We start from the raw sequence: 11,911 nt of genomic DNA, 5'->3' as shown, positions 1-11,911 counted from the left end.
CGAAAGATGGAGACACGATGAGCAAGGCCAGGAAGACGGACCCGCAGTCGCCTGCGCTGCACGCCGCCGACAGCCACGACCTGATCCGGGTGCACGGCGCGCGCGAGAACAACCTCAAGGACGTCAGCATCGAGATCCCGAAGCGCCGGCTCACGGTGTTCACCGGGGTCTCGGGGTCGGGCAAGAGCTCCCTGGTGTTCGACACCATCGCCGCGGAGTCGCAGCGGCTGATCAACGAGACGTACAGCAGCTTCGTACAGGGCTTCATGCCGACGCTCGCCCGCCCCGAGGTCGACGTGCTCGACGGCCTGACGACCGTGATCACCGTCGACCAGCAGCGGATGGGCGCCGACCCGCGCTCCACCGTCGGCACCGCCACCGACGCCAACGCGATGCTGCGCATCCTCTTCAGCCGCCTCGGGAAGCCGCACATCGGCCCGCCCAGCGCGTACTCCTTCAACACCGCCTCGGTGCGGGCGAGCGGCGGGATCACCGTCGAGCGCGGTGCCGCCAAGACCAAGACCGTGAAGGCGACCTTCAACCGCACCGGCGGCATGTGCACGCGCTGCGAAGGCCGGGGCAAGGTCTCCGACATCGACCTCACGCAGCTCTACGACGACTCCAAGTCGCTGTCCGAGGGCGCGTTCACCATCCCCGGCTGGAAGTCGGACAGCCAGTGGACCGTGCAGCTCTACGCGCAGTCGGGCTTCGTCGACCCGGACAAGCCGATCCGCAGGTTCACCAAGAAGGAGATGCAGGCCTTCCTGTACGGGGAGCCGGTCAAGATCAAGGTCAACGGCATCAACCTCACGTACGAGGGCCTGATCCCGAAGATCCAGAAGTCCTTCCTGTCCAAGGACAAGGAGGCGATGCAGCCGCACATCCGGGCGTTCGTGGAGCGGGCGGTCGCCTTCACCGTCTGCCCCGAGTGCGACGGCACCCGGCTCAGCGAGGGCGCCCGGTCATCGAAGATCAAGCGGCTCAGCATCGCCGACGCCTGCGCCATGGAGATCAGGGACCTCGCCGAATGGGTCCGCGGCCTCAAGGAAGCCTCGGTGGCACCGCTGCTCGAAGCGCTGCAGCGCACCCTCGACTCCTTCGTCGAGATCGGCCTCGGCTACCTCTCGCTCGACCGGCCCGCGGGCACGCTGTCGGGCGGCGAGGCGCAGCGCGTCAAGATGATCCGCCACCTCGGCTCCTCGCTCACCGACGTCACGTACGTCTTCGACGAGCCCACCATCGGCCTGCACCCCCACGACATCCAGCGCATGAACGATCTGCTGCTCCGGCTGCGCGACAAGGGCAACACGGTGCTCGTCGTCGAGCACAAGCCGGAGGCGATCGCGATCGCCGACCACGTCGTCGACCTCGGCCCCGGCGCCGGTTCCGCGGGCGGCACCGTCTGCTTCGAGGGCTCCCTCGACGACCTGCGGGCCAGCGACACCGTCACCGGCCGCCACCTCGACGACCGGGCCGCCCTCAAGGAGTCGACGCGTACGTCCACCGGCGCGCTCAAGATCCGCGGCGCGACGGCGAACAACCTGGAGGACGTCGACGTCGACATCCCCCTCGGCATGCTGGTCGTCGTCACCGGCGTCGCAGGTTCGGGCAAGAGCTCCCTCGTGCACGGGTCGATTCCCGCGGGCGAGGACGTGGTCTCGATCGACCAGACCCCGATCCGCGGGTCGCGCCGCAGCAACCCGGCGACGTACACCGGACTCCTCGAACCGATTCGCAAGGCGTTCGCGAAGGTCAACGGTGTGAAGCCGGCGCTGTTCAGCGCCAACTCCGAGGGCGCCTGCCCCACGTGCAACGGCGCCGGGGTCATCTACACCGACCTGGCGATGATGGCGGGCGTCGCCACCCCCTGCGAGGACTGCGAGGGCAAGCGGTTCCAGGCGGAAGTGCTCGAATACCGGCTCGGCGGGCGCGACATCAGCGAGGTGCTCGCGATGTCGGTGGCCGAGGCGGAGAAGTTCTTCGGCGACGGCGAGGCGCGCACACCGGCCGCGCACAAGGTCCTCGAGCGGCTCGCCGACGTCGGCCTCGGCTACCTCACCCTCGGCCAGCCGCTCACCACGCTGTCCGGCGGCGAGCGGCAGCGCCTGAAGCTGGCCACGCACATGGCGGAGAGGGGCGGCATCTACGTCCTGGACGAGCCGACCACCGGCCTCCACCTCGCCGACGTCGAGCAACTCCTCGGCCTGCTCGACCGGTTGGTCGACTCCGGCAAGTCGGTCATCGTCGTGGAACACCACCAGGCGGTCATGGCCCACGCCGACTGGATCATCGACCTCGGCCCCGGCGCGGGCCACGACGGCGGCCGGATCGTCTTCGAGGGCACCCCGGCCGACCTCGTCGCCGACCGTTCCACGCTCACGGGCGAGCACTTGGCGGCTTACGTGGGGAGCTGACCGGGGTCCTCGACGCCGGGGCGCGAGCGAAGGTCCGGCCCGTTGGCGCGAGCCTTCCCCGCGAAGCGCCCCGGCGTCACCCCCACCACGCGCTTGAAGTGCCGTGTCAGATGCGACTGGTCGTAGAAGCCGACCGCGGTGGCCACCGCCGCGGCCGGCACGCCGTCCAGGAGCAGGCGCCGGGCGCGGTCGACCCGGCGGGCCATCAGGTACTGGTGCGGGGCGATGCCGAACGCGGCGCTGAACGCCCGCACCAGGTGCGTGGGGTGGGCGTGCACCTGCTGCGCGGCGTCGTCCAGGGTGATGCCGTGCAGCAGCCGCTCGTCGAGGAGTTCCCGCAGGCTGTGGGCCACACCACGATCGGCCTTGGGCGGGACGGTGGCGAGCGCGGGCCGCAGGTGGCCGCGCAGCCGCTCCCCGATCAGGGCGAGGCGGCTCTCCGCCTCCAACTCGTCGCCGCGCCGCGCAAGCACGGTGTGCAGTTGGCCGACGCGGCGACGCAGCAGGGGGTCGACCGTGTCGGGGTGGTCCACGGCCGGGCCGATGAAGCCCTCGTCCAGTTGGGCCAGGTCGAGGTAGAGCACCCGCTTGCGGAAGCCCTGCGGGGTGGCGGGCGCGCCGTTGTGCGGGACCTGCGGGGGCAGCAGGGAGACCGTGTCGTTCGGGGTGCCGCACTCGCGGCGGTTCAGGTCGTAGCGGACGGCGCCGGCGTCGACGATCAGCAAGGTCCACACGTCATGGACGTGCATCGGGTACGCGTGCTCGGTGAAGTGGGCGTGGAAGACCTCGACGACCCCCGGGACCTGCGGGTTCCACGCGGAAATGTCGTGCCGGGACTCCATGCAAAGAACGTACAAGACGGCAGGGTGGCGCGGGCGGCAGCCTCGGGGCATGACGACTGAGACCGACGCGACCGCGCCGACCGAGCCCGTACGTTTCGACACCAAGATCGCCGTACTGCTGCGTGACGACCTGCAGCCCTGGCAGCGGCTGAACGTGACCGCCTTCCTGGTCAGCGGCATCGGCTCGGAGGTGCCCGAAGTGATCGGCGAACCGTACGCCGACGCCGACGGCACCGCGTACCTGCCGATGTTCCGCCAGCCCGTCCTGGTCTTCGAGGGCACGAAGGAGACGCTGACGGCGGCGCACCGACGCGCCCAGTCCCGCTCGCTGCCGCAGTCGGTGTTCACCTCCGACCTCTTCACCACCGGCAACGACCGGGACAACCGCGCGGCGGTACGGGCCGTGCCCGGCGACCAGCTGGACCTGGTCGGGCTCGCCGTGCACGGCCCGCGCAACGCGGTCGACAAGGTGCTCAAGGGCGCGCGCATGCATCCCTGAAGGTCAGACGCTCATGCACCCCTGAACGTCAAGAGCTGCGCCGCGGGCCGAAGATGCTGCGCTCCGACTCGGTGATCCGGACGTCGTTGATGCTGGCCTCGCGGCGGGCCATCAGTCCCTCCGCGGTGAACTCCCAGAGCTCGTTGCCGTAGCTGCGCCACCACTGGCCGTCCGCCGTCCGGCACTCGTACTGGAAGCGCACCGCGATCCGGGAGCCGCGGAAGTCCCACAGCTCCTTGCGCAGCGCGTACTCCTGCTCCCGTGACCACTTCTCCCGCAGGAAGTCCACGATCTCGGCCCGGCCGTTGACGAACCGGTCCCGGTTCCGCCAGGCCGAGTCGACGGTGTACGCGAGCGAGACGCGCTCGGGGTCGCAGGTGTTCCAGGCGTCCTCGGCCGCCTGGACCTTGCGCAGTGCGCTCTCCTCGTCGAACGGGGGGAACGGGGGACGTGACGTCGTCATGTCTGCTCCTTGTCGCATCATTGGCCGCTCCTCGGGGGAACGGTCGTTCTCCCGGGTGCCCTGATCACTCTAGAGAACGCTCGTTCTCCTGGGTAGCGGGCTTGCCACTGGGGCAAAGGGCAGCGCGGGGCCGGCCGGGAACGGCTCCGGCTCAGAGGGCGTTGGCGCCGGTCAGCAGGGGCGAGTAGGAGGGCCGCACCGGCGGAAGCGGCGGGTTCAGGGCCGCGTGTTCGGCCGCTCCGTGGACGACTCGTCCACCCACCATCGTCAGGACCGACGCCATCTCCGGGATGCGGTGCGCGGGCACGGAGAGGTAGTCCTCGCGGAGCACGGCGAGGTCGGCGTACCGGCCGGGGGAGAGGGTGCCCCTGTCCTGCTCCTCGTCGGCGAGGGTGGCACTGCCCTGCGTGAGCAGGCGGAGCGCCGCGATCCGGTCGAGTCGGCTCTCCGGCGGGTGGATCACATGCCCGCCGACGGTGCGGCCCGTGACCAGCCAGTACAGCGCCGTCCAGACGTTGTCGCTCGCCACCCGGGTCGCGTCGGTGCCGAGGCCCACCGGTACGCCCGCGCGCAGCATGCGGCGCACGGGTGGCGTGTGCGCGGCGGCCGCGGCGCCGTAGCGTCGCAGGAACGTCTCGCCCTGGAACGCCATGCGGTGCTGGACGGCGATACGACCGCCGAGCCGGGCGACGCGGTCGATGCTGCGGGCGCTGATCGTCTCGGCGTGGTCGAGGATGAACGGCACGTCCGGCCCATCCGGTCCGTGCACCTCCTCGATGACGTCGAGGAACCGGGTGATCGACTCCTCGTACGTGGCGTGCAGCCGGAACGGCCAGTGCCGCTCGCCCAGGAAGCCGAGCACGGAACGCAGTTGAGCCGCCATCGCCCCGGGCAGCTCGGGGCGCGGCTCCTCGAAGTTCTCGAAGTCGGCGGCGGAGTACGTGAGCATCTCGCCCGCGCCGAGCATCCGCAGCATGGCGTCGCCCTCGCCCGGCGACACCAACTCCGCCATGCGCCGGAAGTCCGCGAGTTCGTCGCCGGGCCGCTGGGTGAAGACGTGGTAGCCGATCCTGGCGGTGAGCTGACCGGCGCGGTGCAGGCGGCGTACGACGTCGTAGTCGTCGGGGAACGTCTGGTGGCCGCCGCCGGCGTCCATGACGCCGGTGACCCCGCGGGCGTTGAGGTGCCGCAGGTAGTACCGGGTGGAGACGTGTTGGTCCTCGGGCGACAGGCCGGGCAGCCGGGCCAGGGTCCCGTACAGCAGGGTGGCGCTCGGCTTGGCGATGAGCAGTCCGGTCGGGTTGCCCGCGGCGTCGTGCTCGATCTCGGAACCCGGCGGCGCCGGGGTGGACTTGGTGAAGCCGAGGAGGTGCAGTGCGGTCCGGTTGAGCAGGGCGCGGTCGTACAGATGGAGCAGGAAGACGGGTTTGTCGGGCACCGCGGCGTTCAGCTCCGCGAGCGTGGGCAGCCGGCCGTCGGTGAACTGGTGGCGGGTGAAGCCGCCGACGACCCTGACCCACTGGGGCGGCGGGGTGTGTTCCGCCTGGTGGCGGATCAGGCGCAGTGCTTCGGCGGCGGAGCGGACTCCGGCGAGCGACAGCTCATGGGTGTAGCTCAGTCCCTGCCGGATGAGGTGGGTGTGCGAGTCGTTGAGGCCCGGGACGACGCGACGGCGGCGCAGGTCTATGAGCTTGGTGTGATCTCCGGCGAGGCGGCGCATCTGCGCGTCCGTGCCCGTGGCCAGGATTCTGTTGCCTCGAACGGCCAGGGCGGTGGCCTCGGGGCGGCGCGGGTCGAGGGTGGTGACGCGGCCGTTGTGCAGCACCGTGTCGGCGACGGGGCGCTCGGCCCGGTCGTGGGTCGAGGCGGCGGCGACCGTCGGCAGGACCGGGACGGTCGCGGCGGCTGCCAGGGCGGCGAGGGTCTGCCTGCGGGTGGTGTGGCGGGTGTGGGTAGTGGGCGTGGCGCGGGGGGTGTGGGTGGCGCTGGGCGTGGTGGATCCCATCCGGAAACCTCCTGGGATTCATGGGATTCGTGGGGTTGCCGGGGCAGGCGCCTCCGGCACGGCCGACAGCCAAACCCGGCGCCGTGACGCCGAGCCATAACGCGGACGTTCGCCACCGATGCGCGATCGTGCGTGGTCAGAGCCCCTCAACTAACCGGTCGCTAACCACGGGTGGGATCTGCTGGGACCCGACGTACCGGGGCGGCGAGCGCCCCGTCGGCAGAGAGTCAGCAGAGAAGAGGAACCACCCGATGAACCCCACGTCCACGTCGAGTCGCCCGCACCGCACGTCCCGTCGCCGCGCACTCCCGGCGGCGTCGGCCGCCGTCGCCGTGCTCGCCGGACTCACGCTCACCGCGGGTGCGACGGCTCCCGCCTCGGGGGCGCCCGCGACGCCCTCGGCGCTGTCGGCGCCCGCATCGAGGACCGCCCCCGCTGCCCTCGTCCATGCCCTCCCCGGCGACCAGGTGTTCCCCGAGAGCGCCGCCGTCGACCCCGCCACCGGCCGCTTCTACGTGGGCTCGGTCAAGGACGGCACCATCTACACCGGCCGCGTCGGCGCGCCCGGCGACCTGCGGGTGTTCTCCCCGGCCGGGGCGGACGGCCGCACCATCGCCACGGGCCTCGCGTTCGCCGACGGACGCCTAGTGGTGGCCGGCCGCCAGACCGGGCAGATCTTCGTGTACGACACCGGGACCGCCCGCCTCGTGAGCCGCCTCGACACCGGACTGCGCGCCGGGCAGACGTTCCTCAACGACGTCGCCCTCGCACCCGACGGCAGCGCGTACGTGACGGACTCCGTCGCGCCCGTCCTCTGGCGCGCCCGGCCCACCGGCGGCGGCTACGTCCTGGAGAAGTTCATGGACTTCACCGGCACCGCCGTCTCGTACGTCTCCGCTCCGGGCGCGCCCGGCATCAACGTCAACGGCATCGCCGCCGACCCCTCGGGCCGCTACCTCGTCATCGGCAAGCGCAACGAGAACGCGCTGTACCGGGTGGACCTCCGACAGCGCCGGGTCACCCCGGTGACCATGCCGGCCGGAACGCTGAACACCCCCGACGGGCTCGCGCTGCGCGGCCGCACCCTGCACGTCGTACAGAACCAGCCCGGCTCGGTGAACACACTGGAGCTCGCCGCTGACTTCGGCTCGGCACGTGCACGGAAGGACACCGCGGACAAGACGTTCGCGTTCCCCACCGGCGCGGCGCTCTACAAGCAGCGGATCCTCGTCGTGAACTCGCAGTTCAACACGCTGGGCAGCCCGGCGGCCGTCAGCGGCACGACCCCGCCGCGACTGCCGTTCTGGGTGTCCGAGCTGCGCGTACCGTCCCCGTGACCCCCACCGCGCCGCCCGGCGCGTGACCGGACCCCGCCGACCGCCGACCGCACGTCCCGGGCGACCGCCCGCCCGGGACGGAGGTGACACTGCACCATGCGCATTCTCGTAGTGGAAGACGAAACCGACCTGGCCGAGGGCATCGCCGACGGCCTGCGCGGTGACGGTTACGCCGTCGACATCGCCGCGGACGGCACCAGCGCCCTGGAACAGCTCGCGCACACGCCGTACGACCTGGTCTGCCTGGACGTCCTCCTGCCCGACGTGCGCGGCGACGAAGTGTGCAGGCGGCTGAAGTCCGGTGGAGCGGCGGCGCCCTCGGCGCGGGTCGCGCCGCGCGTGCTGATGCTGACCGCCCTCGACGCCGTGGGCAGCCGCATCCACGGCCTGGACGCCGGGGCGGACGACTACCTCGTCAAACCGTTCGACTTCGACGAGCTCGCCGCCCGGATACGCGCCCTGCTGCGCCGTGACGCCGGACGCTCCGGCGCCGTCCTCACCTGTGGGGACCTGGTGCTGGACACGGCCGGCGGCGAGGCGTGGCGCGACGGCAGACCGCTCGGCCTCAGCCGCAAGGAGTTCGCGCTCCTGCGCTACTTCATGACCCACGCGGGCCGCGCCATCCCCGCCGAGGAGCTCATCGACCACGTGTGGGACGCGCACCTCGACCCGTTCAGCCAGATCGTCAAGGTCGCCGTGCTCGGGCTGCGGCGCAAGCTCGCGCCGGACGGCGCGGACCAGCCGCTGGTCACCGTACGCGGCCACGGCTACCAGCTCAGGAGCTCCTCATGACACCGGCTCCACCGCGCCGCTCGCAGTCGACGACACCGGCTCCGCCGCGAAGCCCGCACACGATGGCACCGGTTCCACCGCGAAGCCCGCACGCGATGCCCCCGGCTCCGCCGCGACGCCTGCACTCGGCCCGCAACCGGCTCGCGTTCCTCTACTCGACGGTCGTCTTCGGCCTCGCCGCCGTCCTCGTGACCGCGCTGTACTTCATCTGCGGGGCGGCCCTCACCCGCCGTTCCCTGTCGGACGAGGTGGCCCGCACCGGGGGAGTGGTCACCGGCGGTCACTTCGCCCGCGTCGACGCGGACCCGGCCTCCCTCGTGCCCTTCGAGGCCGCGGCCAACCGCGCCACCCTCTCCACGCTGCGGGAACTCCTCGCGTGGAGCCTGCTGGGGCTGTTCCTGGTGAGCGTGTTCGTGGGGCGGCTCATCGCGGGACGGGTGCTCGCCCCCGTAGACCGGCTCATCTCCACCACCCGCCAGATCCAGGCCACCGACCTCACCCGCCGCATCCGCCACAAGGGCGCCGACGACGAGCTGAAACGCCTCGCCGACACGATCGACGACATGCTCGACCGCCTGAACGACGCGTTCACCTCCCAGCAGCGGTTCGTGGCCGACGCCAGCCACGAACTCCGTACGCCACTCGCGATCGTCCGCACCAATCTGGACGTCGCGGTGCGCGCCCTCCCCGCCGCCTCACCCGCCCACCGGCCCCTGCAACGCGTCGACCGCGCCACCCAACGGATGACGGCACTCGTCAACGACCTGCTCGCCCTGGCCCGCTGGGAGTCACAGCACCAGTGCCCTCAGCCCGTCGACGTCGCCGCCCTCAACCGGCAGATACGCGAAGAGAGCCGCGCGCTGGCCCCACCGGACATCGGGATCACCGGCACGGGAGACGGCGGCCGCGCGCTGACGGTCCTGGGCGACCCGCTCGCGCTCCAGCGCGCCATCGGCAACCTCGTGGACAACGCGCTGCGGCACGCGCGCCCCGGCACCGCCGTGCGCCTGACCGGCACCCTCGCCGACGAGCAGGTCCACGTCACCGTCCACAACGAGGGCCCCGCCATCCCGCCGGAGGACCAGCAGCACCTCTTCGACCGCTTCTGGCGCTGGGAGCGCCGCGCGGACCGGCCGGGCTCGGGCCTCGGCCTCGCGATCGTGCAGGGCGTGGTCACCGCCCACGGCGGCACGGTCACCGTCCGCTCGGAACCCGGATACGGAACGGCCTTCACGATCACCCTGCCGCACGCGGGCCCTCCGCCGGGGCAGCCGCCGGGCCGCCCACGTGCGGAGAGGTACGGTAGCCCCGCGGCGCAATGAGGAGGATGTCGGCCGATGGACAGCACAGTCGCCACGGAGCGGGCGTTGGACGCGGCCGAGCGGCTCTTCTACCAACGGGGCATCCAGACCGTCGGCATGGACGACATCCGCACCGCGTCCGGCCTCTCGCTCAAGCGCCTCTACCAGCTCTTCCCCGCCAAGGAACGACTCGTCGAGGCCTACCTGGAGCGGCGCGACGTACGGTGGCGGGAGAGTCTCGCCGAGTACGTCGAGCGGTACGAGGACCCCGAGCGGCGCATCACCGCCGTCTTCGACTGGCTCGGCGAATGGTTCGCCGAACCCGACTTCAACGGCTGCGCCTGGATCAACTCGTACGGAGAACTCGGCTCCACGTCGGAACCGGTCGCCCGCCAAGTCCGGCTGCACAAAGCGGCGTTCAAGGACTATGTGGCGGAGCTGGTGGCGGGGGCGGGTCTGCCCGGCAGCCTGGGTGACTCCGTGTTCCTGCTGGCCGAGGGGGCGATGGTGACCGCCGCGATCACCCGGACCGCCGATCCCGCTGCGCAGGCGGCGCGGGCCGTGCGGCTCCTGATCGCCGCGGGCCGGGAGGGTGAGCCGGCCGTTCCCGGAGGGGCGCGCCTGTCATGACCCAGAGGGCTGCCCCGCCCCATCGGGCGGATCTCGGCACCCTGCGCAGCTTTCTCGCCGTCTACCGATCGGGAGGCGTCGCCAAGGCGGCCGACGCGCTCGGGCTGTCGCAGCCCGCCGTGTCACGGCATGTGAAGGCGTTGGAGCGGATCGCGGGCCGCGCGCTCTTCGAGCGGTCCGGGCGCGGCATCGCGCCGACCGAGGAGGGGCACCTGCTCGCCACGCGGGTGGCCGGGCACCTGGACGCGCTCGAAGGAGCGCTGGACGTCGTGGCGCCGCACGCCGACGACCATGCCGCACCGGTGCTCTTCGGCGCTCCCGCCGACCTCCTCGAGGCGCACATCCTGCCGCGTCTCGCGCCGATGACCGCCGCCTCGGGCCGCACCGTCCACTGCCGCATCGGGCTCTCGCCCGAGCTCACCGAAGTACTCCTGAACGACGAGCTGGACCTCGCGGTGGTCACGAAGATCGAGGGCGCCCCCACCAAGCAGCTCTACCTGCGACACCTCTGTGACGAGGAATTCGTCCTGATCGGCCGCACCGGCGAACCGCCCTTCCACGACGCCGCCCGGGACGCCCGCCCCTTCATCGGCTACTCCCGCGCGATGCCCATGGCGCGCCGCTACTTCCGCTCGTGCTGGGACACGCTCCCGCCCGAGCCGTCCCTGACCGTGGCCGACATGCGCGCGGTCGTGGCCGCGGTGCGGGCCGGGGGCGGGATCGGCGTCGTACCCCGATACCTGGCCCAAGGGGGCCTCGACGCCGGGGAAGTGGCGATCCTACACACACCCGGGCGCCCGGTCGGGAACGCCATCTACCTGGCCGCCCGCCGTGGGCGTGAGCAACTTCCCCGCGTCCAGGCGGTGTTCGCGCTGCTGTGCGGCGGCACGGTCGGGGACGTCAGCGACACGTCAGGGGCGTAGACGACAATGTGCCGTCGGAGCACGGTGGTTGGTTGCTCCGGTGAACGGTCCGTAAGTCTCTCGGAGTTGGGGGCGTCGCCTTGTCCGGAAGGGATTCTGTACGAAGACGGAGCGGGCGTTTCGCACGGGTGCTGCGGGGCTGTGTGATCCCCGGGGTGCTTTGCGCGCTCGGCGGTGTGCTGACGGCTCCGGGGCAGGCGGTGGCGGTCGACGCTGTCGAGGTCGCCGCCGATGCCGCCGACGGCGCCGCCGCGGAGTGTCGGCTGCGTCCCGAGGAGCAGCACATCGACTGGACCGGTCGGCGGTACACCGGGGATCTGCTGTGCGAGGTGGAGCCGGGGCACATCAGGCTCCAGTCGCGGTCCACCAGCCCGGTGATCGGGACGATGCTCTTCTCGCCCGCGTGGTTCGTCTGCTGGAAGCGGGGCAGCAACTACCCCGGCACCGACCTCTGGTACCTCACGCAGGGCGACCAGGTGGTGAGCAACCCGGCGGCGAAGGCGTGGGGCTACGTCCCGGCCACGTCGGTGAAGGCACCCAGCCATCCCTTTCCGGGGCTGACGCAATGCCCGTGGACATGAGGGCCGCGGCGGCGCGCGCCGGTGTTCCGGTCGTTCGCGCGGGATGGCGCCGAACTGCCGCCTTCGTGGCGGGACTTGGGGTTCTGGCCCTCGGGGCCGGGATTGCTGCTCCCGCGCAGGCGGC

At 71.8% G+C, this 11,911-nt stretch carries 11 protein-coding genes; 8 read left to right on the top strand and 3 right to left on the bottom strand.

What is annotated here, in order from left to right; genetic code table 11:
- Positions 1 to 17 precede the first annotated feature (17 nt).
- The gene (locus tag IEY91_RS17935) at positions 18 to 2,414 is read left to right on the top strand and encodes an ATP-binding cassette domain-containing protein (protein WP_189174747.1); all 2,397 of its coding nucleotides are present in this window, start codon (positions 18 to 20) and stop codon (positions 2,412 to 2,414) included.
- Here IEY91_RS17935 and IEY91_RS17930 read toward each other — a convergent pair.
- Positions 2,399 to 3,256: an AraC family transcriptional regulator gene (locus IEY91_RS17930; RefSeq protein WP_164327611.1), complete on the bottom strand. Its 858-nt coding sequence runs from the start codon at positions 3,254 to 3,256 to the stop codon at positions 2,399 to 2,401. The genes IEY91_RS17935 and IEY91_RS17930 overlap by 16 nt on opposite strands.
- 49 nt (positions 3,257 to 3,305) lie before the next feature.
- Here IEY91_RS17930 and IEY91_RS17925 point away from each other — a divergent pair, with 49 nt between their 5' ends.
- Positions 3,306 to 3,755 (top strand): DUF2000 domain-containing protein, encoded by a 450-nt coding sequence (locus IEY91_RS17925; RefSeq protein ID WP_164327612.1) that lies wholly within the window; start codon positions 3,306 to 3,308, stop codon positions 3,753 to 3,755.
- A gap of 28 nt (positions 3,756 to 3,783) precedes the next feature.
- Here the strand turns inward: IEY91_RS17925 and IEY91_RS17920 are convergent, their stop codons facing one another.
- Both IEY91_RS17920 and IEY91_RS17915 read right to left on the bottom strand, forming a co-directional pair.
- Positions 3,784 to 4,218 carry a nuclear transport factor 2 family protein gene (locus tag IEY91_RS17920; protein ID WP_164327613.1) on the bottom strand — a complete coding sequence of 145 codons (435 nt, stop codon included), beginning with the start codon at positions 4,216 to 4,218 and terminating at the stop codon, positions 3,784 to 3,786.
- A 151-nt stretch (positions 4,219 to 4,369) separates the two neighbouring features.
- Positions 4,370 to 6,223 carry an amidohydrolase gene (locus tag IEY91_RS17915; protein WP_189174746.1) on the bottom strand — a complete coding sequence of 618 codons (1,854 nt, stop codon included), beginning with the start codon at positions 6,221 to 6,223 and terminating at the stop codon, positions 4,370 to 4,372.
- A gap of 251 nt (positions 6,224 to 6,474) precedes the next feature.
- Between IEY91_RS17915 and IEY91_RS17910 the strand changes: the two genes are divergently transcribed.
- The 6 genes from IEY91_RS17910 (at position 6,475) to IEY91_RS17885 (ending at position 11,787) form a co-directional block, all read left to right on the top strand.
- Positions 6,475 to 7,560 carry an SMP-30/gluconolactonase/LRE family protein gene (locus tag IEY91_RS17910; protein ID WP_189174745.1) on the top strand — a complete coding sequence of 362 codons (1,086 nt, stop codon included), beginning with the start codon at positions 6,475 to 6,477 and terminating at the stop codon, positions 7,558 to 7,560.
- Positions 7,561 to 7,656: 96 nt separating this feature from the next.
- A complete protein-coding gene (locus IEY91_RS17905; RefSeq protein WP_189174744.1) occupies positions 7,657 to 8,352 on the top strand; it encodes a response regulator transcription factor in 696 nt (231 codons plus the stop codon).
- A gap of 95 nt (positions 8,353 to 8,447) precedes the next feature.
- A complete protein-coding gene (locus tag IEY91_RS17900; protein WP_189174743.1) occupies positions 8,448 to 9,674 on the top strand; it encodes a sensor histidine kinase in 1,227 nt (408 codons plus the stop codon).
- Positions 9,675 to 9,689: 15 nt separating this feature from the next.
- A complete protein-coding gene (locus IEY91_RS17895; RefSeq protein WP_189174742.1) occupies positions 9,690 to 10,283 on the top strand; it encodes a TetR/AcrR family transcriptional regulator in 594 nt (197 codons plus the stop codon).
- The gene (locus IEY91_RS17890) at positions 10,280 to 11,206 is read left to right on the top strand and encodes a LysR family transcriptional regulator (RefSeq protein WP_189174741.1); all 927 of its coding nucleotides are present in this window, start codon (positions 10,280 to 10,282) and stop codon (positions 11,204 to 11,206) included. The genes IEY91_RS17895 and IEY91_RS17890 overlap by 4 nt, the downstream gene beginning before the upstream one ends.
- Positions 11,207 to 11,361: 155 nt before the next feature.
- Complete coding sequence (locus IEY91_RS17885; protein WP_189174740.1) at positions 11,362 to 11,787, top strand: hypothetical protein; 426 nt, start codon at positions 11,362 to 11,364, stop codon at positions 11,785 to 11,787.
- The last annotated feature ends 124 nt before the right edge of the window (positions 11,788 to 11,911 follow it).

The sequence above is a fragment of the Streptomyces lasiicapitis genome, assembly GCF_014646335.1.
In the GTDB taxonomy this organism is placed as follows: domain Bacteria; phylum Actinomycetota; class Actinomycetes; order Streptomycetales; family Streptomycetaceae; genus Streptomyces; species Streptomyces lasiicapitis.
The sequence above is the reverse complement of the archived record's forward strand: the minus strand, read 5'-3'. Positions and strand labels throughout refer to the sequence as shown.

Bases quoted from the DNA above. Each gene is read 5' to 3' on its own strand.
- IEY91_RS17935 (WP_189174747.1), top strand. From the start codon at position 18: ATGAGCAAGGCCAGGAAGACGGACCCGCAGTCGCCTGCGCTGCACGCC.
- IEY91_RS17930 (WP_164327611.1), bottom strand. From the start codon at position 3,256: ATGGAGTCCCGGCACGACATTTCCGCGTGGAACCCGCAGGTCCCGGGG.
- IEY91_RS17925 (WP_164327612.1), top strand. From the start codon at position 3,306: ATGACGACTGAGACCGACGCGACCGCGCCGACCGAGCCCGTACGTTTC.
- IEY91_RS17920 (WP_164327613.1), bottom strand. From the start codon at position 4,218: ATGACGACGTCACGTCCCCCGTTCCCCCCGTTCGACGAGGAGAGCGCA.
- IEY91_RS17915 (WP_189174746.1), bottom strand. From the start codon at position 6,223: ATGGGATCCACCACGCCCAGCGCCACCCACACCCCCCGCGCCACGCCC.
- IEY91_RS17910 (WP_189174745.1), top strand. From the start codon at position 6,475: ATGAACCCCACGTCCACGTCGAGTCGCCCGCACCGCACGTCCCGTCGC.
- IEY91_RS17905 (WP_189174744.1), top strand. From the start codon at position 7,657: ATGCGCATTCTCGTAGTGGAAGACGAAACCGACCTGGCCGAGGGCATC.
- IEY91_RS17900 (WP_189174743.1), top strand. From the start codon at position 8,448: ATGCCCCCGGCTCCGCCGCGACGCCTGCACTCGGCCCGCAACCGGCTC.
- IEY91_RS17895 (WP_189174742.1), top strand. From the start codon at position 9,690: ATGGACAGCACAGTCGCCACGGAGCGGGCGTTGGACGCGGCCGAGCGG.
- IEY91_RS17890 (WP_189174741.1), top strand. From the start codon at position 10,280: ATGACCCAGAGGGCTGCCCCGCCCCATCGGGCGGATCTCGGCACCCTG.